Consider the following 23,425-nt stretch of genomic DNA (forward strand, 5'->3'; position numbering starts at 1 on the left):
GACGCCTGCCGTCGAGCTCGGGACGGTGCGTGCCTCACCCTTCCGCGGGCACGCAGGTGGGTTCGGCAGCGGGAGCGGACGGAGTTCCGGGGGCCGCGGCAGCGATGGGCTTCAGCTTGAAGGTCTGGCCGAGCACCAGGTCGACGTCACTGGTGGTGCGATCGTCCTGCACGAAGGTGACCTCGCCGGCCACCGCGGCGGCCACCGTCTTGGCGGCGACGTCGCCGGTGGGGCCGTGCCGGACCACGGCCATCGTGGTGACCTTGCTCTTCATCGGATCGTTGGCGGGGGCGGCGGGCACCTTGAAGCCCCGCTTCTGCAGGTCGCGCATCGTTGCCAGAGCCAGGCCGTTGCGACTCGAGGCGTTGTAGACGTTCACGCTCACCGCGTTCGGCTGCAGCGAGGGGGCCGCCGAGGGGCAGGTGGGCAGGGCCGCCGGCTTGCCACTGCCCACGCCGAAGTCGAGTTTGCCGAAGTAGGCGGCCAGCGCCAGCAACCCGAGCACGACAATGACCGAGAAGAACACCAGGAAGGTGATGGTCTGACGTCGCTCGCGTCGGGTGATGCCCCGTGGCTCGGAGGTGGTCGGCAGGTCGGTGCGCACAGCAGTGCGCCCGGGGAACACCGCGCCCGGTCCGTCATCCTCGGTGCCGGGCAACCCGATCTCCTCGGTGTGCCAGGAATCGTCCTCGCGACCAGCCATCCCGCTCAGGATCAGGTCAGGGATGCCGTGGCGTCCAGCCGACGCGCGGTCAGGTATCCAGTTGGTCCGGCTGGTCAGTCGTCGAGCTCGAGCACCCGGGCGTGCAGCAGGGGACGCTGCCCCAGCGCTGCCCGGACGGCGCGGTGCAGCCCGTCCTCGAGGTACAGGGTGCCGCGCCAGGACACCACGTGCGCGAACAGGTCGCCGTAGAAGGTGGAGTCCTCGCTGAGGAGCTGGGTGAGGTCGAGCGTGGTGCGCGTGGTGACCAGGTCCTCGAGCCGCACCTGGGTCGGGGCCACCCCGGCCCACTGCCGAGCGGTCGTGTACCCGTGCTCCGGATAGGGCCGGTGATCACCGACGGCTTTGAATATCACCCGAGGCAGTCTACGGACGGTGCTCGACCAGGCCCGAGCAGGTCAGCAGACGGGTCACCAGAGAGGATCAACGGATACGCTGCGCGCGAGCACAAGCCTCGGGGCGCAGCACACCGAAGGGGATCCCATCATGACCGCAGCCGGCCAGGACGACGTCGTCCAGAAGATCACCCAGGGGTACGCCTTCACCGGCCCCGCCCTCGAGTTGGGCGCCCTGCTGGTGGACGGCGAGCCCGTGGTGGACGCGCAGATCCGCGTTCCGCTGGGCATGTTGAACCGCCATGGCCTGGTCGCAGGCGCCACCGGCACCGGCAAGACCAAGACGCTGCAGGTGATGGCCGAGCAGCTGTCGGCACAGGGTGTGCCGGTCTTCATGGCCGACATCAAGGGTGACCTCTCCGGCATCAGCCAGCCCGGTCAGGCCAGCGAGAAGCTCACCGCGCGGACGGCGAGCATCGGGCAGGCCTGGCAGGCCACCGGGTTCCCGGTGGAGTTCCTCGCCCTGGGCGGGCAGGGGGTCGGCGCCCCGGTGCGGGCGAGCATCACCTCCTTCGGCCCCACGTTGCTGGCCAAGGTGCTCGACCTCAACGAGACCCAGACCTCCTCGCTGGCGCTGGTGTTCCACTTCGCCGACAAGGCCGGGCTGGCGCTGCTGGACCTGAAGGACCTGCGGGCCGTCATCCAGTACCTGATCTCGGACGAGGGCCAGGCTGATCTGCAGGGTCTCGGTGGGCTGAGCAAGGCGACCGCCGGTGTGATCCTGCGTGAGCTCATCGCGTTCTCGGATGCCGGCGCCGAGGTGTTCTTCGGTGAGCCCGAGTTCAACACCAGCGAGCTGTTGCGGCTGGCCCCGGACGGACGGGGCCTCATCACCTGCCTGGAACTGCCTGCGGTGCAGGACAAGCCGGCGTTGTTCTCGACCTTCCTGCTGTGGCTGTTGGCCGACCTGTTCCACGACCTGCCCGAGGCCGGGGACCTCGACAAACCCAAGCTGGTGTTCTTCTTCGACGAGGCGCACCTGTTGTTCAAGGACGCCAGTAAGGCGTTCACCGATCAGATCACCCAGACGGTGCGCCTGATCCGCTCGAAGGGCGTCGGGGTCTTCTTCGTCACCCAGACCCCCAAGGACGTCGACGCCGAGGTGCTGGCCCAGTTGGGCAACCGGGTCCAGCACGCGCTGCGCGCCTACACCCCGGACGACGCCAAGGCGTTGAAGGCGACCGCCTCGACGTTCCCGAACTCGAGCTACGACCTGCAGGAACTGCTCACCCAGTTGGGCATCGGTGAGGCCGTGATCACCGTGCTGTCGGAGCGTGGAGCGCCGACTCCCGTGGCCTGGACCCGCCTCCGGGCGCCCCAGTCGTTGATGGCGCCCGCCCCCGCGGAGGCCCTCGCGGCCGCCGTGGCTGCCTCGCCCTTGAACGCCGAGTACGCCCAGTCGATCGATCGGGAGTCGGCCTACGAACGGTTGGCCGCCAAACTCGCGCCGCCGCCGTCGATCGAGAAGACGCTCCGCGAGGAGCCCGCCCCCCGGGCGGCCGAGCCCGAGCGGCGGGCCGAGCGCGCGCCGTCCCGGGAACGTGCCGAGCAGCAGGGGCCGGGCATCGTGACCGAGGTGGTCAAGTCGTCGGCGTTCAAGAGCTTCCTGCGTTCGGCGGGCACCGTGCTCGGCCGCGAGATCACCCGCAGCATCTTCGGGACCGCACGCCGCCGATGACCCGGTCCGGCGTGGGTTTGGCGCTCGCGGCGGTGGTGCTCGCGGGGTGCACCACGGGCGGCGGGACCGGTGCCGCCGGGGGCGTCGCCGCCGGCACGACCACGAGCGCCGGTACCGGCTCGCGACCCACGACGTCCGGGACGGCGCTGCCCTGGGGTCCGACCGTCGCCGAGTTGGCCGCGGCCCGGGCCGAGGTGGCGACCTGGGACGACGCTCGCCTGGCCGGGCAGGTGATCGTGGGCCGGTTCCACGGCAGCGCGCCGGCCGCTGCGGCAGCCCAGGTTCGACGGCTGCACCTGGCCGGGCTCTGCCTGACCGGGGCGAACATCGTCGACGCGCAGCAGGTTCGGGCGATGACGTCGGCCGTGCACGCAGCCGTCCGGGCCGACGGGCGTGACCTGCCCGCGGTCATCGGGGTCGACCAGGAGGGCGGCACGGTGGCGCACCTGGGCACTCTGGCGGCGTCCTACCCCGCCTTCATGACCGCTGGTGCAGTGGTGGCCGGCGCCCGCCGGCGTGGGCAGGCGGCAGCGGGCGAGGCCGTGGTGGCCGAGGCCACCCGGGCGTTGGGACTCGAGTTGCGTGCGGCGGGATTCACCTGGGACTTCGCACCGGTGGCCGACGTGACCATGGGTGCCGCGGACCCGACGATCGGTACCCGATCGCCGAGTGGTGATCCGGATGTGGCGTCCGCCGCCACGGTGGCGGCAGTGCGCGGGTTCACCGCCGCGGGGTTGGTCTCGACCGCCAAACACTTCCCGGGGCACGGTTCGGTGACCAGCGACAGCCATCGTGCGCTGCCGGTGCAGCGAGCGAGTCTGGCCGAACTCGCCGATCGTGACCTGATGCCGTTCACCGCGGCCGTGCGAGCAGGTGCCCCGGCCGTGATGGTGGCCCATGTCGCGGTGCCTGCGGCGGAACCCGACGCGGCGGTGCGCCCGGCCAGCCTGTCCGCCGGCGTGTACGGACTGTTGCGAGGCCAGGTGGGCTTCGACGGCGTGGCCATCACCGATTCGCTCGGGATGGGCGCGGTGCGAGCCGGGGGCGACCCGGGGGTTCGGGCACTGGCCGCCGGGGCCGATCTGTTGCTCATGCCGGCCGATACCGCCGCCACTCACGCTGCGGTGATGGCAGCCCTCGTGGCGGGCACCTTGCCGCGGCCGAGGGTCGTCCAGGCAGCCACGAGAGTCGTTGCGCTGCAACGCTGGCAGGCCCGCCGCGCCGCCCAGGTGACGGTGCCGGACGACGCGCGGCGGCGCGCCGAGACCGCCTCGGCCGCGCTGTCGGCGGCCGGGGTGACGCAGGTGACGGGTCGTTGCCCCCTGACCGCGGTGACCGCCGTCCGGATCGTCGGTGGCAGTGCCCCGGACCGGCAGCGCTTCACCGCCGCGGCCCGCTCGGCGGGGTTGCGCCTGGGCTCGGGTCCGACCGTGTCGCTGGTGGGGTCGACTCCGGCGCGAGCCGACATCGTGGTCGCCCTCGACCGGCCCACGGTGCTGGCCTCCTCACACGCCACGATCGCCGGTTTCGCGATCTACGGGCACACCGAGGGTGCCTTTGCCGCGCTGGCCCAGGTGCTCTCGGGGCGGCTGCGCCCGAGCGGAGCCCTCCCGGTCGAGGTGGCGGGGGTTGCCGAAGCGGATTCCTGCGCGGGCACCTGACGCCGGCTGGGTCGCGCGGCGTGCCGTTCGGGTGAATCGGTACGGCGCCGGCTCAGCTGTCTCGCCGCCCGGCCGACGGGGTCGTGACCGGTAACCCGGGCCAGGGTCGAGACCGGTTGGCATGGAAGCCATGACGGCACAGGAGGTGCCAGCGTGATCATTCAGAGCAGCTCGGTGTCGATGAAGTCGGCGTTCCAGCACACGACCGCGCGGACGACGCAGGTCACGGTGGACAGCTGGCGTGACCCGGCCCCCGGCGCCACCACCCGTCCTGCTCCTGCTCCTGCTCGTGCGCCGCGGACCACCGCCGGCGACGGACCCGCCGATGCCCTGTCCGAGGGCGATGCGAAGGCCGCCGAGCCGGACGGTGACGATGCCCGCACGCATCGGCTGCGTTCCCTGGTGGCCCTGTTGGAGCGGCTGACCGGGCACGTGGTGGACGTCCCCGAGGGGCCCGATCGGCACCGGCCTCATCGGCGAGGTGAGCACGGCGGTGAGTCCCATCAGCGCAGCCGGGCAGGTGGCATCGGCGGTGAGGTGGCGCCCCGGCCCCAGCCGCCGGACCGCGCCGGCTGGGGAATCCGGGTCGAGGCGAGCGAGACGGTCGTCGAGTCCGAGTCGGCCCAGGTCGAGATCGCCGGGTCGGTGACCACCGCCGACGGGCGGCAGATCTCGTTCGAGGCAGACCTGGAGCTGTATCGAGAGTCGGCACGCACCACTCAGATCCGTTATTCAGCAGGCGATCCCGCGCCGGCACCGAAGGACCCGCTGGCGTTGAGCTTCGGAGTGACTCCCTCCCTGAGCGAGACGACGGTCGACCTGGACCTGGACGGTGACGGCACGGCCGAGGCGCTGCCGTTCGTCGCCGACGGCCTGGCCTACCTGGCCCTGGACCGCAACGGCAACGGTGCCGTGGACGACGGCACCGAGTTGTTCGGCCCGAAGACCAACGACGGGTTCGCCGAGCTGGCCGCACACGACAGCGACGGCAACGGCTGGATCGACGAGGCCGACCCGGTGTTCGGGCAGTTGCGGTTGTGGGGCAGCCCGGACGGTGCGCTGCAATCCCTGGCCGAGCGGGGCGTCGGGGCCATCTCGGTGCAAGCGGTCGCCAGCCCGTTCCGCATGATCACCCATGATCAGACGGTGGGTGAGCTGCGCAGCACGGGGGTCTGGTTGGCCGAGAACGGTTCCGTGGGACTGACGCACCAGATCGACGTGGTGAGCTGAGCGGCTCCCTCGACCGGATCTACCTCGCTCGGGAAGCCCTCGCATACCTCTAGGCTGCCCGGATGAGTCGCTGGCAGGAACTGGATCGTGGTGCTGCGGACGAGGCCGGTGCGGCGTATCGGCAGCGGTTCGAGTCCCTGGCCCGCAGCGGGGTCGACGTGCACGGCGAGGCATCGCGGTGCACCACCCTGGTGGCTGCGCCCGCGCGGGTGCTGGACGCCGGGTGTGGCACCGGACGGGTGGCGATCGAACTCGCCCGTCGTGGGTACCAGGTGGTCGGGGTCGACCTGGACGCCGGCATGCTGGCCCAGGCGCGCACCCAGGCCCCGGAGCTGACCTGGATTCATGCCGATCTGGCCGGCTTCGACCCGGGTGAGCACGGCGTAGCCGCAGACTTCGATCTGGTGGTCGCGGCCGGAAACGTGATCCCGTTGGTGGCTGCCGGCAGCGAACCCGACGTGCTGGCGAACCTGGCTCGCGTCGTCCGGCCGAGGGGCCTGGTGGTCGCCGGGTTCGGTCTGACGCCCACGCACCTACCCTTGGATCACGCGCCATTCGGGCTGGCCCAGTACGACGCCTGGTGTGCGGCAGCGGGTCTGGAGCTGATCGAACGGACGTCGACCTGGGACGGTGGACCGTTCGTGGCGGGCGGCGACTACGCGGTCAGCGTGCACCGACGGCGCGGCTGACCCGACCTGGCCGACCCGACCTGGCTGACCGACCTGGCTGACCGACCTGGCTCAGCCGACGACACGATCCCGCCCGGATCGCTTGGCGGCGTAGAGATGTCCGTCGGCCCGGGCAATCACCGCCGCCGGCCGGCTGCTGCCGTCGCAGCTGGCCAGTCCGACGCTGATCGTGATCGGGGTGCGGCCGACCAGATCGCCCCAGTGGTGTTCGCGAACTCGGGCGTGCAGCCGCTCGGCGACCTCGCGCGCCGCATCGAGATCGGTGTCGGGCAGCAGCACCAGGAACTCCTCGCCACCGATGCGGGCCACCGTGGCCCCCTCCGGGACAGCCGCGGTGGCCAGGCCGGCGATGCGCTGCAGGACGGCGTCACCCACCTGGTGCGACCATCGGTCGTTGACCTGCTTGAAGTGATCGAGGTCGAACAGGGCCACCGAGAACGGGCGATCCTGTTGCGAGGCACGGGCCACCAACACCGGCAGTTCCTCGTCGACCCGCCGCCGGTTGTGCAGCCCGGTCAACGGATCCCGCCAGGCCAGCTCACGAAACTGGTCCAGTTCCTGCGCGGTCTGCTCGACCTGATAGAGCGCGTGGACCACCTGGGCCCGGACGGTTCGCTGGGACCCCACCAGGCGTTCGAAGGCCTCCAGGTAGCGACAGAGCTCCTCGTAGGCCTGGCGATACTCGCCCTGGCTGGCGAACAGGCGTGCCTGCTCCCGGGTGACCGAGGTCGAACAGGTCACCAACCCCCGGGCGTCTGCCAGCGCCCGGCACCAGTCCAGGGTGGCCTGAGCCTGAGGTACCCGCTCGGTGAGTCGCTGGATCTCGGCCAGGGTGACCAGGCAGGCAGCCAGGCCATCGGCCTCGTTGACGCAGATGCCATAGGGGTCGGTGACCACGTCGATCAAGGCCTCCTCGGCTCCGACGAGGTCGCCCGACAGCATCCGCACCCGGGCCAGGGTGTCGCGATAGTGCGCGAACAGAGTGCCGCCGCAGCGGCGGTGCAGGGTGAGCATGTCCTCGGTGGCGGCCAGCGCCTCGGCCTGCTCGCCGGCCAGGTAGAGGCCGAACGCGAGATTGTTGAGCACCATCATGTGCAGGTCGGGTCGCCCGGCGGCCTCCGCCAGGTCGAGCGCCTGCCGCATGTAGGCCTGCCCCTCGGGCACCGACCTGGTGATCAACAGGGCGGTCCCCAGGGTCGTCACGTGAACGGCCCGCATCCAGCTCGGTGCCTCCGGCGGCAGGTGCTGCAGGCACAGGATCGCCTGGGTGAGGCAACCGCCCTCATCGCCGATGACACGGTGGATCACCGAGAGCACCTGGTGACTTCGGGCACGGACCAGCGGTTGGCCCGCCTGGATCGCCCAGTTGCTCACCGGTCTGGCCAGCGAGGCCGCGGCGGTGAGGTCACCCTGGCGCCGGCTGAGTTCGGCCCGGATGAGCTGGGAGTACCAGATCAGATCGATCCAGCCGTGTGTCGTCGCGGTCCGCTCGGCCCGGTCGGTGAGCTCGGCCAGCCCGCTGCGGTCCCCGAAGGTCGCCAGGTCGAGCAGGTGCAGCACCTCGGAGAGCTTGGGGTGTGTGATGGCCCCGTCATCGAGGAGTCGCCCGAGGGCGACATGGGTTTCCGGAGGCGTGCGGGGTGAGGGGATCGATCCGGTCGTCGTCAGCGATCCCAGCGCCGTCGGGCCCACCGACGGCGTGGCATTGGTTGTCATCCGCTCGCCTAGGTCGGCCGCGTCGAGCAGCCCCTGCGCTGCCCTTCGATGGCAGGGCGGTGTGATCCGGCCCTGAGTGAACTGTCGGCCCGCGGCAGTGGCACTTGACCCTTTCGGGGCACCAAACGTCCGGTGCCCCGACCATTGGTCGGGGCACCGGTTCGGCGGAGGATAGGGGATTTGAACCCCTGAGGGTGTTAACCCAACACGCTTTCCAAGCGTGCGCCCTAGGCCACTAGGCGAATCCTCCGCCGGGGAGTCTACAGTCGCGCCGCCGCACCCCGTGAACGCGTTGTGCTGAAGGCCGCGGGCTGCCCTGCCGATGCCCCCAGAGTGAACCGCCAGTGGGCCGAGGACGACGGGACGGCGGTGCCGTGGTGACGCCCCTCTTGCTACTCGCCGGGGGGCTGGTCTTCGGCGCCGGCTCGATCGCCTATCTGCGCCTGATCGGCCTGCAGACGCCGGATATCCGCAATCGGCGGCTGCTGCTCGTCGTCCCGTTGCTGCTGGCGACCATCGTGCTGGGCGATGCACTGCGGTTGTTGGTCGCTGCCCCCTTCGGCACCACCACGATGGCCGCCGCGGCGAGCCTCGTCGTCGGCATGCTGGCGCTGAGTCATACCGTGCTGACCAACTGGTTCGAAGTGGTCCTGGATGCGGCCATGATCGCCGGTTGCTCGCTGTTGATCACCTTCGGTGCCCTGGTGCTGGTCGTGCCGGACGCGCTGGCCGACCCGGTGGCCACCGACCTGATCGCGGTGCTGGTCACCGGATGGGCGATCTACGTCGTCTGGGCGATGTGTGACGCCCTCCCGGAGCTGCAGTCCGTGCCCCGCCTGGTGGCCTTCATGGGGTGCGCCGTCCTGCACTGGCTCGGCTGGGTGGTGGTCGCGCTCGACAGTTCCACCCCCCTTCGCCTGGCGTCGTGGCTGCCGGCGCTGGCGTTCACGGCGTCCTACCTGGCCGGAGGCGTGTTCACCCTGCTCCTGGCCCGTGCTGCCCAGCCGGTCTCGATCGGGACGCCGCGTCCGCGCTCGACATTCCTGCCCTACGTCCTGAGCGGGGCGACCCTGATCGCCATCGTGCCCGGGCTGGTCGTGGAACCGCGCTTCAACCGTCCGCTCGTCTACCTCGTCGGAAGCCTCTGTCTGGCGGCACTGATCACCCGGCAGGTGCTGACCCTGAGAGGGCTCGGACAGATCACCGAGCACCTGCGGGTGCGGGAGCGGTACTACCGCAGCCTGCTCGCCGACTCCACCGACGTCATCATGATCAGTTCGTTGGACGGCCGGCTGAACTACGTCAGTCCGGCCGCCGATCACGTCCTCGGCCACGGTGCCGCGGTCGAGGGCGACCCGGTCTGGACGGCGATGGCCGTCACCGAGGAGGCCTTCCGCGCGGCAGTCGTCCGGCTGCAGTCCGAGGGTGGTTCGGTCCTGGTCGAGGGACGGCGCGGGCACCTGACACTCGAGGCCGCCCTCTCGCTGCGCGAGCACGAGGTCCTCACGTCCGTTCGCGACGTCACCGAACGCGATCGGCTGCGCCAGCGGTTGCACTTCTTGGCCTATCACGACCCGCTGACCGGCCTGGTGAACCGCAGCCGAGTGCTCTCGCGCATCGCCGCGATGATCGGCGCGGACGAGCCGTGCGCCGTCCTGTTCGTCGATCTGGACAGGTTCAAACAGGTCAACGACACGAGCGGACACACCGTCGGTGATCAGGTCCTCAAGCAGGTCGCGGAGCGGTTGCGGCGCCAGATGTGTGACAGCGATCTGGTCGGGCGCCTCGGTGGTGACGAGTTCGTCGCCGTGCTGGCCGGAGGGCGCGAGGTCGCCGAGCACGTGGCCGAGGCGCTCGCCCGGTCGATGACCGAGCCGTTCGACATCGAGGGTCGGATCTACCAGCTCGGGGCGAGTATCGGCATCGCGCTGGGCACCGCCGGCCTGCTGCCCGACGAACTCATCCGCCAGGCCGACCTGGCGATGTACGACGCCAAGCGTCGCCGCCGGCCGTGGGTGCGGTACGAGCCTCAGCTGGCTCGCGCGGCACTCACCCGCGCCACGACCGATGTCGCGGTCTCGAAGGCGCTGCGGGACCGCTCGCTGGAGCTGTATCTGCAGCCGTTGGTGGCGCTGCCCGGGGACCGGGTGGAGACGGCCGAGGCGTTGTTGCGCTGGGTGGACGACACCGGCACCGTCTGCCCCCCGGCGCAGATCCTGGACTTCGCCCGGCGCACGGGGCAGATGGCGGAGATCACCACCTGGGTGCTGGAGCGGGCGGTTGATGCCTTGGCGGCCTCGGCCCCGCACGTGGCGATCGCGGTGAACATCCCGCCCGAGGTTCTGGTCTCTCCCGGGTTACCCGCCCAGCTCGGGGACCTGCTGGCTCGGCGAGGCGTGGCGCCGTCCCGGATGGAGCTGGAGGTCACCGAGGACCAGCTGCTCGAACAGGCGGCAGCCTCCGACTCGGCCCTGCGGGCGCTGCGCGCGATGGGCATGCCGGTGATCATCGATGACTTCGGCACCGGGTTCTCCTCGCTCGGCTATCTGGTCGATCTGCCGATCGACGGCCTCAAGATCGACCAACGGTTCACCCGGGTGCTGCCGCACAGCGAGGCGGCCCGCTCGATCGTGGGCGGATTGGTGGGGATCGCCGGTCAGCTGGGTCTGCGGGTGGTGGCCGAGGGCATCGAGAACGCCGAGCAGCACGAATGGGTCTGCCGACTCGGCGTCCATCTGGGGCAGGGCTTCTACTACGCGCGCCCGGAGCCCGTCGACTCCCTGGCCGACATCGGCCAGCTGGGTAGCTGGGCCACCTCGATGCGTCCGGCCTCGACCTCGACTGCGGTGCCCGCGCCCCGTCAGGCTCCCTCGGACGCCGCGGCGCGGCTCGGCTGAGCGGTCGCTGGTCGGGTCGAGCGCTGGCTCGAGTGCGGTCACCTCGGAATGGATGACAGCGATGTCACTGCCGGAAAGTGACCGCAGATCGGTCGGAAGTGACCGCAGGAGTCTGGAGGCGACCGCACTCGCTCGGCGGCGTGCTGCAGGGGTCTCGGCGGACGTGCTGCGGACAGCGAAGGACCCCCCGCGCACCCGCCAGAGCCTGCCTACCCTTGCTGCCTTCCGGCCCTGGGGGAGTTCAGCGGGGTGACGCCACGCGAGGGGTCTGGGGCCACTTTAGCCCAGCCTGCCGCCGGGCCCGCAGCCGAGCCCGACCGGTGCTCGCCCATGCCCGACCGTTGCTCGACTGTTGCCCGACCGTTGCCCGAGTGTGCTCGCTGCGTCCACAGGCTCGGCGTCCGGCTGCCGGTCGTCGGTGGGCGCGGTTAGGGTTCAGGCGTGTCGACAGCGCTGTACCGCAGGTACCGGCCGGAGACGTTCGCGGAAGTGATCGGTCAGGATCACGTGACGGCCCCGCTGGTCGCCGCTCTGACCAAGGACCGGATCAACCACGCGTACCTGTTCTCCGGGCCGCGAGGCTGCGGCAAGACCACCTCGGCGCGCATCCTCGCCCGGTGCCTGAACTGCGCCGAGGGGCCGACCGCGACCCCGTGCGGGGTGTGTGGTTCGTGCACCGACCTGGCCCGCGGCGGTCCGGGCAGTCTGGACGTGGTCGAGATCGACGCCGCCAGCCACGGCGGGGTGGACGACGCCCGCAACCTGCGCGAACGGGCTGCCTACGCACCGGCCCGCGACCGCTACAAGATCTACATCATCGACGAGGCGCACATGGTCTCGACGCAGGGCTTCAACGCACTGCTGAAGATCGTGGAGGAGCCGCCGGCGCACGTGCGGTTCGTCTTCGCCACCACCGAACCCGAGAAGGTCATCGGCACCATCCGCTCGCGCACCCATCACTATCCGTTCCGATTGGTGCCGCCCGAGCGGCTGCAGGCCTACCTGGCCCAGCTGTGCCAGGCCGAGGGGGTGGCCGTGGGGCACGGCGTGCTGCCGTTGGTGGTGCGTGCCGGCGGCGGCTCGGTGCGCGACTCGCTGTCGGTGCTCGACCAGTTGATGGCCGGTGCGGGGGCCGAGGGTCTGGACTACGCGCTCGCCGTCTCGTTGCTCGGCTACACCGACGCCACGCTGCTGGACGACGTGGTCGACGGGCTGTCGGCCGGGGACGGCGCGGCGGTGTTCGGCGTGGTCGACCGGGTGATCCAGTCCGGCCACGACCCGCGCCGATTCGTCGAGGACCTGCTGGAGCGGATGCGAGATCTGCTCGTGGTGGCCGCGGTGCCGGACGGCGGGCACGCGGTGTTGCGCAACCTGCCGGCCGACCAACTGGAGCGGATGCGGGGCCAGGCCGGACGCTTCGGACGCTCGGAGCTGTCGCGAGCGGCTGACGTGGTGAACGCGGCGTTGACCGAGATGACCGGAGCGACCTCGCCGCGGCTGCAACTGGAGCTGTTGTGCGCCCGGTTGTTGCTGCCCGGTGCCGAGGACACCGAACGCGGATTGCGGGCACGGCTCGACCGGGTCGAGAAACGGCTCGGCGTGGCCGCCCCGGGCGAGGCGCGACCGGTGGAACAGCGGGTGGCGGAACGTCCCGCGGCCGCCGCTCGCCAGCACCAGCCCGAGCCGCGGCCCGAGGCGCCGGTTGCCCGGGATCAGGCCCCCCGGCGGGATGAACGGCAGGAACAGAGTGAACGGGAGGAACGGGATCACGCCGTCTCGGCGGCCCGGGCCGCGGAGGTCGCCGCGGGGTGGGACGTGCCGGCGAGTGCCCCACCGGCCGCTCACCCCGAGGCCGGGCACCGGCCGCCGGCCCGGCCCGAGGCCCCTCGTCCGGCAAGAGACACCTCGCGCGGCACGGCACCGCGAGCGCCGGCCGATCCGGTGCGAGCTGCCGAACCCGTTGCCGCCGAACGGGTCGGCCCCGTGGCCGGGGGTGCGCCGGCCGCCGGGGCGATGACCACCGAGCAGATCCGGCGCATGTGGCCCGATGTGCTCAACACGCTGTCGCATCTCAAGCGGGCCACCTGGTCGCTGATCTCGCAGAACGCCCAGGTGCTCGACTACGACGGCTCGCGGCTGTTGATCGGCTTCGCCACGGCAGGGCTCGCCTCGACTTTCGGGCGTGGCGCGCACCAGGAGTTCCTGCGGCAGGCCCTGATCGACGTGGTCGGGCTGGACTGTCGGGTGGAACCCCATGTCGGAGAACGCTTCTCGTCCGCTGCCTCGGGTGGTGGGCAGGGATCGACCGCGGGATCGTCCGCTGGTCGCGCCGCCGGCTCCGGCCCGGCTCCGGCGGGTGGTGGATGGGACACCCCGTCGCCGGCCGCGGCGCCGTCCGAGCCGGCCTCGGCGACCGGATCTCCCCGTCGGCCGGACCGCCCGAGTGGGCCGGCCGCGGGTGGCCGACGCGACGTGGAGCCTCCGATTCCGGCAGCTCCGCCGGACGACGACGTCCCGCCGCCGATGGACGAGCCGCCGCCGGAGGACGCCCCCCCGCCCCCGGACGATGCACCGGTGCGCGCCCGACCGGCTCCGCCGCCGCCGCCCCGACCGGCGGTATCGGCGTCCATGGACCGGGACATCAGCCTGGACGATCCGGAGATCGAGGGATCCGGCATGGTGGGGCGCCCGGTGGTCGAGCAGTTGCTCGGGGGCAAGGTCATCGAGGAGCGAGACGAGTGAGCGTGCTCGCGCAGGTCGACGACTGGCCGGTGCCCACGGTGGCCGTGGCGGTCGTGGCCTCCGACGGTGGCGTGGTGGACCATCAGGGCGACACCACGGCGGCGTTCCGGCTGGCCTCGATCTCCAAGCTCCTGGCGGCCTACGCCGTGTTGATCGCCGTGGAGGAGGAGGCCGTCGGGCTGGACGACCCGGCCGGGCCACCCGCCGTCCGGGATCAGGGGGCGACGATCCGGCACCTGCTGGCGCACACCTCCGGGCTGGGCTTCGACCCCGGTGACCCGATCCTGTCTCGCCCGGGGGAGCGCCGGATCTACTCCAACGCGGGCATCGAGGCGGCCGCTGAGCACCTGGCGACCGAGACCGGCATCCCGTTCGAGACCTATCTGCACGAGGCGGTGTTCACGCCGCTCGGCATGAGCGGGGCGCAGCTGCTCGGCTCGCCGGCGCACGCCGTCCATGCCGGGGTGGACGATCTGGTGCGCTTCGCCGCCGAGCTGTTCGCGCCGAAGCTGCTCGCCCCGCAGACGCTGGCCGAGGCGATCACCGTGCAGTTCCCCGGCGTGAACGGCGTCGTGCCCGGCGTGGGCCGGTTCGACCCCTGCGACTGGGGGTACGGGTTCGAGCGCAACTTCTCGCGCCGGACCGCCTCGGGCGGGCACCACTGGGCGGGGTCACGGGTGTCGTCGGGCACGATCGGCCACTTCGGCGGTGCGGGCACGTTCTTCTGGCTCGATCCGGTCGCCGGCATCGCGTGCATCTGCCTGACGGACCGGCCGTTCGACGCCTGGGCGCTCGAGCTGTGGCCACCGTTCAGCGATGTGGTGATCGAGACGTTCGATCGGCCCTCGTCGGTTGTCGGTGCCACCACGTAGGCTCACGTCTGTGTACGAAGGCGTGGTGCAGGACCTCATCGACGAACTCGGGCGATTGCCCGGGGTCGGGCCGAAGAGTGCCCAACGGATCGCCTTCCACCTGCTGCAGTCCGATCCGGTCGATGTCCGGCGGTTGGTCACGGCGCTGACCGAGGTCACCGAGAAGGTCCGGTTCTGCTCCCAGTGCGGCAACGTCTCGGCCGATGACCGGTGCCGGATCTGCCGTGACGAGCGGCGTGACCCGGCTCTGCTGTGCGTGGTCGAGGAGCCGAAGGACGTCGTCGCGATCGAGAAGACCCGTGAGTTCCGCGGCCGCTATCACGTGCTGGGTGGCGCGATCAGCCCGATCGAGGGGATCGGTCCGGACGATCTGCGCATCCGCGAGCTGCTGACCCGGCTGGCGGACGGCGCGATCTCCGAGATCATCCTGGCGACCGACCCCAATCTCGAGGGTGAGGCGACGGCGACCTACCTGGCCCGGTTGCTCAAACCCCTGGGATTGCGGGTCACCCGGTTGGCCAGTGGGCTGCCGGTGGGTGGTGACCTCGAGTACGCCGACGAACTCACCCTGGGTCGTGCCTTCGAGGGGCGGCGACTGCTCGATGTCTGACCCGACGAGCTGTGAAGGCCCGTTCCGCCACACAGGCAAGAGGTGCGCATCATGACCAAGACCATCAGGGGGACCCGCCAGGAGGCGGAGGTCCTGGAACTGCGGCGGTTGGGGGTCGAGACCGCCACCGATGCCCAGACCTACCTGGACGCCGTGACCGAGGTCGCCGCGGGCAACCACCCCGACAGCGCGATCCCGGTGTTGATGCTCGCGGTGTCCCAGATCCTGTTGTCGGGGGCGCGGCTCGGCGCGATCACCGACGTCGTGCCCAGCGAGCGCTTCGAGCCCGACCCGGGGCCCGACGCCGACATCGACCCGGTGCGGGTGGGGTTGGCCAACCTGTTCGAGGGTGTCGACGACTACGCCGACGTGGTCGACCCGCTGACCAGCGTCGAGCTGGTGCGCGGGTCGCTGTCCGATGATCTCGCCGACATCGCCGCCGAGCTGGCCCACGGCCTGCGTCACTACCAGGCAGGCCGGGTCGACGAGGCGCTGTGGTGGTGGCAGTACTCCTACCTGTCGACCTGGGGTCCCCGGGCCACGAGTGCGCTGCGTGTGCTGCAGTCGATGATCGGTCACCTGCGCCTCGACGTGGACGCCGACACCGCCGGCGAAGCCGAGTTCGAGGCCCTCCACGAAGAGGACGGCGCCCCCCGCGGCTGAGCGCACGCTCGTCCCCCCACGCTCACACCCCCACGCTCACCCCCCACGAGCGCAATGTCACGTTGCACTCGTCTAGCGAGCGTGATGTGACATTGCGCCCGTGGGGGGATGAGCGTGCCCGTCGGGGATGAGCGTGATCAGGCGATGCGGGTGCCACGGGGCAGGGCGCGGGCAGGGGTGCGCAGGCGGCGGATCGCCAGGGCGGTGAAGCCGCCACCCAGCAGCAGGTTGACGGCCAGACCGTAGGGCCAGGTCATGCCGAGCCGCTCGCGTTCCTTGTCCCGAGCGGCCTCCCGCTGCTCATAGGTCTGAGCCGTCATCTCCTGGTCTGCCCCGGGGCCGCACCAGTCGCGGATCGGGTTGGGGCCCAGCCGCGCTTCGCGCACCCCGGAACGGATCGCGGTCAACGGGTCCGAGGCCATGCCGGTGCCGGGGGGTCGCGGCGCGGCGTCCGCCACGATCACGTAGGGGGAGGCTGCCAGCAGCCACCACGATCGCTCACTGTGAAAGACGCTCTCTTCCTGGCGCTGGGTCACGCAGCGTCCGGTGGTGCCGTCGGCATTGAACTCGAAGTTGCGCACCGTCACCTGCTCGCGCGTCGACACCAACGGCACGGACAACGCGAACAACAGCGGCAACCCCAGGCCGAGCAGCGCCACACTGAGATAGGTGAGCAGGGCCGAGGACGACGTCCGCGCGGCGACCGCGGACCAGCCCAGGCCGATGGCGCAGATCACCAACAGCACCACGGCCAGCAGAGCCACCACCACCAGCAACCGGCCCAGTGGAGTCCCACCCTGCAGGTACGCCCACGCGATGTTCGGCAGGGCACAGACCAGCAGGGCCAGCGCCACGGCCCAGGCGGCCGCGAGTTTGCCGACCACGATCTGGGTCGGCGTGAGCAACGTGGTCTGCATCATCGCCAGCACCCCGGCCGAGCGGTCGCCGTTGATGCTCGTCGAGGACAGCGCCGGCACCACCAGGGCGCCGAGTGAGAGCACCAGGAACACCACGATGCCGAAGACGGTTCGTCCGGCCGTGGCGCTCGCCTCCTGATCGACAGACGCCCCCATCACCTCGACGGGGTCGAAGGCCTGGAACACCGACCACCGGATCAGCGCTGTGAGCAGCAGCAACAGCGCCGTCCAGATGATGAGCACGATGATCCACCGGGTCGAGCGCACCCGTTGGCGCAGTTCGAGCCGGGCCACGGTGACCACGCCCCCGACGAAGCTCTCTCGCCGATCCTGCGCCGCCGGGGCCGACCCGGAATCGAGCAGTTGCGTGGTCATCGGCGCTCTCCGTCCGCGGTCAGGGTGAGGTAGGCCTGCTCCAACACACCGGCCGCGGGCTGGAACGACAGCACCGGAACACCGGACTGCACCAGGTCGGCCAGCAGTGCGGCGGCCTCGGCGTCCGAGGCGATCGCGAGCTCCACGCCGTCCCGCTCAGCGCCCGCCTCGGGCAGCGAATAGGTGAGCCGCCGCGCGTCCAAGGCCTGCAGCAGGGCGGCCGCATCGAGGGCTCGTACCCGCCACGGTCGCGTCTGGGTGACCTGCTTGGTGAGTTGCTCGGTGGCCACGGTGCGGCCGCCGGCGACGATCACGGCGCGGTCGGCCATCTCGTCCAGCTCGGCCAGCACGTGACTCGAGATCAGCACCGCCTTGCCGCTCGCGGCCAACCGCCGGACGACGGTGCGCAGCTCGACCCGTGAACGCGGGTCGAGCCCGGAGGCAGGTTCGTCCAGCAGCAGGATGTCCGGGTCGTGGACCAGTGCCCGAGCCAGCCCGAGCCGTTGCTTCTGACCGCGCGAGAGCACCTGGGTGGGCCGGTCGGCCAGCTCGTCCAGGTGCACCATGGCCAACAGCTCGGGAATCCGGGCCTCGGACGTCGCCCGGGGCACGTAATAGGCATCGGCCACGGTCTGCAGCACCTCACGGCAGGTGAGGGTCTCCCAGGTGCCGAAGACATCCGGCATCCACCCGATCCGCCGGCGCACCTCGCGCGGGGTGGTCACCGGGTCGTAGCCGGCGACCCGGACCTCGCCGGCGTCGGGCACCAGTAGCGAGGCCAACACCAGCAGGAGCGTCGTCTTGCCCGAGCCGTTGGGACCCACCAGGGCGGTGACCTGGCCCAACGGGACCTCGAGGTCCATCGAGTCGACCGCGACGACGTCGCCGAATGTGCGACGGACACCGCGGGCGATGATGCCGCCCGTGGTGGCGGCGTCCTGGGGTGATGCTGTTGTGGCGGTGGTCATCCACCCTCCCGGGTCAGCGATGCGCGCCGGGCGACCGCCGTGATCGAAACGTTCTGGTCATAGTGACGCGTGGGGTGGCCGGTTGGTTGCGTCCCCGATCGTTGTTCAGCAGATCTCCAGAAACGGGTTGCCGGCGGAGCAGGTCCGAGTGCGGGGGATCCCCCGGTGCCCGGGTAAGCTTGGCCCCCGGCGTGCGCTCACAGTCACATTCCCTCGGCTCTCCTCGGGGTGTCCGGAAGCCAATCGGCGTGCGCGAATCGAACCGGGCGTGGCAGGGTTGCCCCGCCGTGTTGAGCGTCGAGCCATCCTGGAGTCATCGGTGAGCCTGGTCGTGCAGAAGTACGGGGGATCCTCCGTCGCGGACGCCGAAGGCATCAAGCGGGTCGCACAACGTGTGGTCGAGACCAAGAAGGCCGGTCACGACGTCGTCGTGATCGTCTCGGCGATGGGGGACACCACCGACGATCTGCTCGACCTGGCGCGCGGGGTCACTCCCGCCCCGCCGCCCCGTGAGCTCGACATGCTGCTCACGGCGGGCGAGCGGATGTCCGCGGCACTGCTCGCGATGGCAATCATGGATCGCGGCGTCCAGGCGCTCTCGTTCACCGGCAGCCAGGCCGGGGTGATCACCACCGCCCACCATGGTGACGCCCGCATCATCGACATCACGCCCAGCCGGATCTCCTCGGCACTCGCCCAGGGCGACGTGGCGATCATCGCCGGCTTCCAGGGCGTCAGCCAGACCACCAAGGACGTCACTACCCTGGGCCGCGGCGCCTCGGACACCACTGCTGTGGCTCTGGCCGCCGCGCTCGGTGCCGATGCCTGCGAGATCTACACCGACGTGGACGGCGTGTTCACCGCCGACCCCCGCATCGTGCCCACGGCGCGGCGGATCTCGAACATCTCCTACGAGGAGATGCTCGAGATGGCCGCCTCGGGCGCCAAGGTGCTGCACCTGCGGTGCGTCGAGTACGCGCGTCGGTTCGGGGTCAAGGTCCACGTCCGGTCCTCGTTCAGCCACCGTCAAGGCACCTGGGTGACTCAGGAACCCGCCCAGGGCGAAGGAGATGCCATGGAAGACGCGATCATCTCGGGTGTCGCGCACGACCGTAGCGAGGCCAAGATCACGGTTGTGGGGGTGCCGGACAAGCCCGGCAAGGCCGCCGCGATCTTCGAGGCGGTGGCGGCGTCCGATGTCAACCTCGACATGATCGTGCAGAACGTCTCGGCGGCGGCGACCGGCCTGACCGACGTCTCGTTCACCCTGCCCAAGTCGGACGGGCAGAAGGCGCTCACGGCGCTGAACACCCACCAGAGCGACATCGGGTTCGCCTCGCTGCAGTACGACGACCAGATCGGCAAGGTGTCGCTGATCGGGGCCGGGATGCGCAGTCATCCGGGTGTGTCCGCCAAGTTCTTCGCCGCCCTCGCCGAGACCGGCGTCAACATCGAGATGATCAGTACGTCCGAGATCCGGATCTCGGTCGTCACCCGCGCCGAGGACGTCGACACGGCTGTGCGTGCCGTGCACACCGCCTTCGGCCTGGACGCCGAGCAGGTCGAGGCCGTGGTCTATGGAGGGACTGGACGATGAGCTCGTCGAAGAGCAAGCCCACTCTGGCCGTCGTCGGTGCCACCGGCGCCGTCGGTTCGGTGATGTTGCGCATCCTGTCCACCCGTGAGGACGTGTGGGGTGAGATCCGTCTGGTCGCCTCGGCGCGCTCGGCGGGCAAGAAGCTCATCTGCCGTGGTCGCGAGCTCGAGGTGCAGGCCCTGGCGCCCGAGGTCTTCGACGGCGTGGACGTCGCGATGTTCGATGTGCCGGACGAGATCTCGGCGGAGTGGGGGCCGATCGCCGTGGCCCGCGGGGCCGTCGTGGTGGACAACTCCGGCGCCTTCCGGATGGACCCCGAGGTGCCGCTCGTCGTCCCCGAGGTGAACCCGGCCCAGGTACGCAACCGGCCCAAGGGGATCATCGCCAACCCCAACTGCACCACGCTGACGATGATGGACGCCATGGGAGCCCTGCACCGGCAGTGGGGCCTGACCGAGCTGGTGGTGGCCTCGTACCAGGCGGCCTCCGGGGCGGGACAGCCGGGCGTCGACCGGCTCTACGACGAGCTCGAGATCGTGGCCGGTGACCGGTCGCTGGGGCAGGGCACGGGCGACGTCCGGCGCGCGATCGAGGGCAAGCTGGGCTTCGAGACCTCGCCGTTCCCGGCGCCGCTGGCGCTGAACGTGATTCCCTGGGCCGGTTCGGCCAAGGACGACGGGTGGACCAGTGAAGAGCTCAAGGTCCGCAACGAGTCCCGCAAGATCCTGGGCATCCCGAACCTGAAGGTGTCGGCCACCTGTGTGCGGGTGCCGGTGGTGACCACCCACTCGCTCGCGGTGCACGCCGTGTTCCAGAACCCGGTGAGCGTGTCGGAGGCCCTGAAGGCGTTGCACGACGCGCCGAGTGTGGTCGTGCTCGACGACCTCGAGGCCGGGGAGTTCCCGACGCCGTCCGATGTGGTGGGTTCCGACCCGACGTTCGTCGGCCGGATCCGCCAGGCGCTGGACTTCCCGAACGCGTTGGACCTGTTCGTGTGTGGCGACAACCTGCGCAAGGGTGCCGCGTTGAACACCGCTCAGATCGCCGAGCTGGTCGCCGAGGAGTTCACCCCCCGCTGACGAACAGCCGGGGGCGCAGGGCCAGGCTGACGTAGACCAGGGCCACCAGCACCGGCACCTCGATCAACGGGCCGACGACGCCGGCCAGTGCCTGCCCCGACGTGACACCGAACGTGCCGATGGCCACGGCGATGGCGAGTTCGAAGTTGTTGCCGGCAGCGGTGAACGCCAGGGTCGTCGTCCGCTCGTAGGTCAGTCCGAGAGCGCGGCCGAGCAGGTAGGAGCCGGCCCACATGATCGTGAAGTAGGCCAGCAACGGCAGGGCGATCCGGACGACGTCCCAGGGGCGGTGGGTGATCTGGTCGCCCTGCAAGGCGAACAGGATCACCACGGTGAACAACAGGCCGTAGAGAGCAACCGGTGAGATCTTCGGCAGGAAGGTGTGTTCGTACCACTGCCGGCCGCGGGAGTGCTCGCCGATCCGGCGGGTGAGGTAGCCGGCGACCAACGGGATCCCGAGGAACACGACCACGTTTCGCGCGATGTCCCAGGCCGAGATGTCGAGCTCGGCCCCCGGCAGATCGAGCCAGCGTGGCACGAGGGTGAGGTAGAACCAGCCCAACAGCCCGAATGCCACGACCTGGAACACCGAGTTGAGGGCCACCAGGACCGCCGCTGCCTCGCGGTCACCGCACGCCAGGTCGTTCCAGATGATCACCATGGCGATGCAGCGAGCCAGCCCGACGATGATCAGACCCGTGCGGTATTGCGGTGAATCGGCCAGGAACAGCCACGCCAGGGCGAACATCAACGCCGGGCCGACGATCCAGTTGAGCACCAACGAGGGCACCATCAGGCGCCGATCGCCGGTGACCTCGCCGAGGGCGTCGTAGCGCACCTTGGCCAGGACCGGGTACATCATCACCAGCAGGCCGAGGGCGATCGGCAGTGAGATGCCACCGATCTGGACGGCGTTCAGCGCCTCGTCGAGCCCGGGGACCCACCGGCCGAGCAACAACCCTGCGGCCATGGCCGCGCCGATCCACAGTGGCAGCAACCGGTCGAGTCGTGAGAGCCGGCCCGCTCCCGGGGGATTCGACGGCGACAGGCTGGTGCCCGGAGTGCTCGGGCTGAGTGGGTCGGACACGGTGGGTCCTCTGTGAGGGTCGAAGGGTGATGGGCTGCCGTGCGCTGATGGTGCTGATGTCGGGTGAGATCAGGCGGGCTTGTGGGCACGGATGAAGGCGCTGGCCACGGCGCCGTCCATGGCCTCGATCAGGGCATCGATCTGGGTGTCTTCCGGAATGGATTGGTCCGGAAGCGATCCCGCGAGCTCCAACAGTTCGTCGCGGCCATAGCTGCGGGTCACCTCGACGGAGGCCTCGGTGAATCCGGCGGCCTCGAGACGAGCGAGATAGTCGGTGTCACGCAGCGCACCCGAGACGCATCCGGTCCACAGCGCCATGATCGAGGAGGCCGCCTCGGGCAGGTCGCGAAGCAGCACGATGTCGGCAACGGCGAACCGGCCGCCGGGCTTGGTGACCCGAAACGCCTCGCGCAGGACGGCGTCCTTGTCGCCGGACAGGTTGATCACGCAGTTCGAGATCACCACGTCGACCAGGTTGTCGCGCAACGGGATGTCCTCGATGGTGCCCTGCAGGAATTCGGCGTTGGTCACGCCCGACTCGGCTTGGTTGCTGCGTGCGAGGGCGAGCATCTCGGGTGTCATGTCCAGGCCGTATGCGCGGCCGGTCGGCCCCACCCGGCGGGCCGAGAGCAGGACGTCGAGCCCGCCACCCGACCCCAGATCGAGCACCGTCTCGCCAGGGGACAACTCGGCCAGGGCCAGCGGGTTTCCGCAGCCGAGGGAGGCGGCGAAGGCGGTGGCGGAGGTCTGCGCGGCGTCGTCCGCGAAGTCGCCCTGGTAGATGTCTCGGGTGATCGGATCACGAAGATCCGTTGCGGCGGAGCTGGTCTCAGATGATGCGTCGCCACCGCAGCAGGTCGGACCGCAGCAGCTCGCGCCCGTGTCGGTGGTGACGGCGAGGGCTGCCTGGGCGTAGCGGTCGCGGACTGCGGTACGGATGTCGTCGATGCTCATGGGGACTCCTCGATCCGAATGATTGATTAGACGAACGTCTAATCAACTGCCAGCTTGCCCTCTGATTCGATGAATGTCAATCTATCGTCATGACCGGGGATCCTGCTGCTGCAGTCGTCGAGGTCGAGCTGCCGTGTTGCCCACCGCTGGCCGTGCGAGCGCTCGAGGTGGCGGACGCCGTCCGGATTGCCCCGATGTTCAAGGCGCTGGGTGACCCCGTGCGGCTTCGCCTGATGTCGATGATCGCGTCGGTGCCCGAGGCGTGCGTCTGTGACCTCACGGGTGCCTTCGATGTGTCCGCCCCCACGATCAGTCATCACCTGAAGGTGCTGCGCGAGGCCGGCCTGATCGACGGCGAGCGCCGCGGGACGTGGGTCTACTACCGGGTCCGACCTGCGGCCCTCCAGGCCCTCGGCGCGCTCCTCGCCTGACTCCAGCACCAAACCGGCTCATGCTCCGCGGGTGACTGCCATGCCGGGCGTTTTGTCCCGATACAGCGCGTCTCGGCGGAGCATGAGCGGTCACCCACGGAGCATGAGCGGGTTTGGTGGTGGGGTGGTGGGGTGGTGGGGGG

At 70.5% G+C, this 23,425-nt stretch carries 19 protein-coding genes, 1 tRNA gene and 1 other RNA gene; 12 read left to right on the top strand and 9 right to left on the bottom strand.

Annotated elements, in window-relative coordinates; translation table 11 throughout:
* Positions 1 to 34 precede the first annotated feature (34 nt).
* Complete coding sequence (locus IPK24_07755; protein ID MBK8075447.1) at positions 35 to 703, bottom strand: LytR C-terminal domain-containing protein; 669 nt, start codon at positions 701 to 703, stop codon at positions 35 to 37.
* Between the two features lie 74 nt (positions 704 to 777).
* Positions 778 to 1,077 carry a type II toxin-antitoxin system VapB family antitoxin gene (locus tag IPK24_07760; protein MBK8075448.1) on the bottom strand — a complete coding sequence of 100 codons (300 nt, stop codon included), beginning with the start codon at positions 1,075 to 1,077 and terminating at the stop codon, positions 778 to 780.
* Between the two features lie 130 nt (positions 1,078 to 1,207).
* Here IPK24_07760 and IPK24_07765 point away from each other — a divergent pair, with 130 nt between their 5' ends.
* The 4 genes from IPK24_07765 (at position 1,208) to IPK24_07780 (ending at position 6,374) form a co-directional block, all read left to right on the top strand.
* Positions 1,208 to 2,794, top strand: coding sequence for a DUF853 family protein (locus IPK24_07765; protein MBK8075449.1), 1,587 nt, complete (start codon positions 1,208 to 1,210; stop codon positions 2,792 to 2,794).
* Complete coding sequence (locus tag IPK24_07770) at positions 2,791 to 4,455, top strand: glycoside hydrolase family 3 protein (GenBank protein ID MBK8075450.1); 1,665 nt, start codon at positions 2,791 to 2,793, stop codon at positions 4,453 to 4,455. Before IPK24_07765 ends, IPK24_07770 begins: the two co-directional genes overlap by 4 nt.
* Before the next feature lie 153 nt (positions 4,456 to 4,608).
* Positions 4,609 to 5,685: a hypothetical protein gene (locus IPK24_07775; protein MBK8075451.1), complete on the top strand. Its 1,077-nt coding sequence runs from the start codon at positions 4,609 to 4,611 to the stop codon at positions 5,683 to 5,685.
* 62 nt (positions 5,686 to 5,747) lie between these two features.
* Positions 5,748 to 6,374, top strand: a complete 627-nt coding sequence (locus IPK24_07780; GenBank protein ID MBK8075452.1) for a class I SAM-dependent methyltransferase — start codon at positions 5,748 to 5,750, stop codon at positions 6,372 to 6,374.
* Positions 6,375 to 6,425: 51 nt separating this feature from the next.
* On the opposite strand, the gene IPK24_07785 is transcribed toward IPK24_07780, so the two are convergent.
* Together IPK24_07785 and IPK24_07790 are read right to left on the bottom strand one after the other, a co-directional pair.
* A complete protein-coding gene (locus IPK24_07785; protein ID MBK8075453.1) occupies positions 6,426 to 8,090 on the bottom strand; it encodes a GGDEF domain-containing protein in 1,665 nt (554 codons plus the stop codon).
* A gap of 165 nt (positions 8,091 to 8,255) precedes the next feature.
* Positions 8,256 to 8,340 (bottom strand) — tRNA-Ser (locus tag IPK24_07790).
* 127 nt (positions 8,341 to 8,467) lie between these two features.
* Between IPK24_07790 and IPK24_07795 the strand changes: the two genes are divergently transcribed.
* Entirely contained in the window at positions 8,468 to 10,987 is a 2,520-nt protein-coding gene (locus IPK24_07795) for a GGDEF domain-containing protein (GenBank protein ID MBK8075454.1), read from the top strand.
* Between the two features lie 175 nt (positions 10,988 to 11,162).
* Here the strand turns inward: IPK24_07795 and ffs are convergent.
* An RNA gene (ffs, locus tag IPK24_07800) (signal recognition particle sRNA small type) lies at positions 11,163 to 11,259 on the bottom strand.
* A 169-nt stretch (positions 11,260 to 11,428) separates the two neighbouring features.
* On the opposite strand from ffs, the gene IPK24_07805 reads away from it, so the two are divergent.
* Genes IPK24_07805 through IPK24_07820 form a run of 4 tightly spaced genes read left to right on the top strand, consistent with a single transcriptional unit; the run spans position 11,429 to position 15,874 of the window.
* Complete coding sequence (locus tag IPK24_07805) at positions 11,429 to 13,729, top strand: DNA polymerase III subunit gamma and tau (protein ID MBK8075455.1); 2,301 nt, start codon at positions 11,429 to 11,431, stop codon at positions 13,727 to 13,729.
* Positions 13,726 to 14,601, top strand: coding sequence for a beta-lactamase family protein (locus tag IPK24_07810; protein ID MBK8075456.1), 876 nt, complete (start codon positions 13,726 to 13,728; stop codon positions 14,599 to 14,601). Before IPK24_07805 ends, IPK24_07810 begins: the two co-directional genes overlap by 4 nt.
* Before the next feature lie 10 nt (positions 14,602 to 14,611).
* A complete protein-coding gene (gene recR / locus IPK24_07815) occupies positions 14,612 to 15,211 on the top strand; it encodes a recombination protein RecR (protein MBK8075457.1) in 600 nt (199 codons plus the stop codon).
* Positions 15,212 to 15,262: 51 nt separating this feature from the next.
* Positions 15,263 to 15,874 (top strand): DUF5063 domain-containing protein, encoded by a 612-nt coding sequence (locus IPK24_07820; GenBank protein ID MBK8075458.1) that lies wholly within the window; start codon positions 15,263 to 15,265, stop codon positions 15,872 to 15,874.
* 137 nt (positions 15,875 to 16,011) lie between these two features.
* Here the strand turns inward: IPK24_07820 and IPK24_07825 are convergent, their stop codons facing one another.
* Both IPK24_07825 and IPK24_07830 read right to left on the bottom strand, forming a co-directional pair.
* Positions 16,012 to 17,166 carry an ABC transporter permease subunit gene (locus IPK24_07825; GenBank protein MBK8075459.1) on the bottom strand — a complete coding sequence of 385 codons (1,155 nt, stop codon included), beginning with the start codon at positions 17,164 to 17,166 and terminating at the stop codon, positions 16,012 to 16,014.
* Positions 17,163 to 18,134 (bottom strand): ABC transporter ATP-binding protein, encoded by a 972-nt coding sequence (locus IPK24_07830; protein ID MBK8075460.1) that lies wholly within the window; start codon positions 18,132 to 18,134, stop codon positions 17,163 to 17,165. The genes IPK24_07825 and IPK24_07830 overlap by 4 nt, the downstream gene beginning before the upstream one ends.
* A 319-nt stretch (positions 18,135 to 18,453) precedes the next feature.
* Between IPK24_07830 and IPK24_07835 the strand changes: the two genes are divergently transcribed.
* Positions 18,454 to 19,731, top strand: coding sequence for an aspartate kinase (locus tag IPK24_07835; GenBank protein ID MBK8075461.1), 1,278 nt, complete (start codon positions 18,454 to 18,456; stop codon positions 19,729 to 19,731).
* Positions 19,728 to 20,810: an aspartate-semialdehyde dehydrogenase gene (locus tag IPK24_07840; protein ID MBK8075462.1), complete on the top strand. Its 1,083-nt coding sequence runs from the start codon at positions 19,728 to 19,730 to the stop codon at positions 20,808 to 20,810. Before IPK24_07835 ends, IPK24_07840 begins: the two co-directional genes overlap by 4 nt.
* On the opposite strand, the gene arsB is transcribed toward IPK24_07840, so the two are convergent.
* Both arsB and arsM read right to left on the bottom strand, forming a co-directional pair.
* Positions 20,797 to 21,858: an ACR3 family arsenite efflux transporter gene (gene arsB, locus IPK24_07845; GenBank protein MBK8075463.1), complete on the bottom strand. Its 1,062-nt coding sequence runs from the start codon at positions 21,856 to 21,858 to the stop codon at positions 20,797 to 20,799. The genes IPK24_07840 and arsB overlap by 14 nt on opposite strands.
* Positions 21,859 to 21,966: 108 nt before the next feature.
* A complete protein-coding gene (gene arsM, locus IPK24_07850) occupies positions 21,967 to 22,851 on the bottom strand; it encodes an arsenite methyltransferase (protein MBK8075464.1) in 885 nt (294 codons plus the stop codon).
* 89 nt (positions 22,852 to 22,940) lie between these two features.
* Between arsM and IPK24_07855 the strand changes: the two genes are divergently transcribed.
* Positions 22,941 to 23,282 (top strand): winged helix-turn-helix transcriptional regulator, encoded by a 342-nt coding sequence (locus IPK24_07855; GenBank protein MBK8075465.1) that lies wholly within the window; start codon positions 22,941 to 22,943, stop codon positions 23,280 to 23,282.
* Positions 23,283 to 23,425: the final 143 nt, after the last annotated feature.

The organism is Kineosporiaceae bacterium (assembly GCA_016713225.1).
GTDB lineage: Bacteria > Actinomycetota > Actinomycetes > Actinomycetales > Kineosporiaceae > JADJPO01.

Coding starts and splice junctions, on each gene's coding strand:
- IPK24_07755 (MBK8075447.1), bottom strand. CDS start 703: ATGGCTGGTCGCGAGGACGATTCCTGGCACACCGAGGAGATCGGGTTG.
- IPK24_07765 (MBK8075449.1), top strand. CDS start 1,208: ATGACCGCAGCCGGCCAGGACGACGTCGTCCAGAAGATCACCCAGGGG.
- IPK24_07770 (MBK8075450.1), top strand. CDS start 2,791: ATGACCCGGTCCGGCGTGGGTTTGGCGCTCGCGGCGGTGGTGCTCGCG.
- IPK24_07780 (MBK8075452.1), top strand. CDS start 5,748: ATGAGTCGCTGGCAGGAACTGGATCGTGGTGCTGCGGACGAGGCCGGT.
- IPK24_07785 (MBK8075453.1), bottom strand. CDS start 8,090: ATGACAACCAATGCCACGCCGTCGGTGGGCCCGACGGCGCTGGGATCG.
- IPK24_07820 (MBK8075458.1), top strand. CDS start 15,263: ATGACCAAGACCATCAGGGGGACCCGCCAGGAGGCGGAGGTCCTGGAA.
- IPK24_07825 (MBK8075459.1), bottom strand. CDS start 17,166: ATGACCACGCAACTGCTCGATTCCGGGTCGGCCCCGGCGGCGCAGGAT.
- IPK24_07830 (MBK8075460.1), bottom strand. CDS start 18,134: ATGACCACCGCCACAACAGCATCACCCCAGGACGCCGCCACCACGGGC.
- IPK24_07840 (MBK8075462.1), top strand. CDS start 19,728: ATGAGCTCGTCGAAGAGCAAGCCCACTCTGGCCGTCGTCGGTGCCACC.
- arsM (MBK8075464.1), bottom strand. CDS start 22,851: ATGAGCATCGACGACATCCGTACCGCAGTCCGCGACCGCTACGCCCAG.
- IPK24_07855 (MBK8075465.1), top strand. CDS start 22,941: ATGACCGGGGATCCTGCTGCTGCAGTCGTCGAGGTCGAGCTGCCGTGT.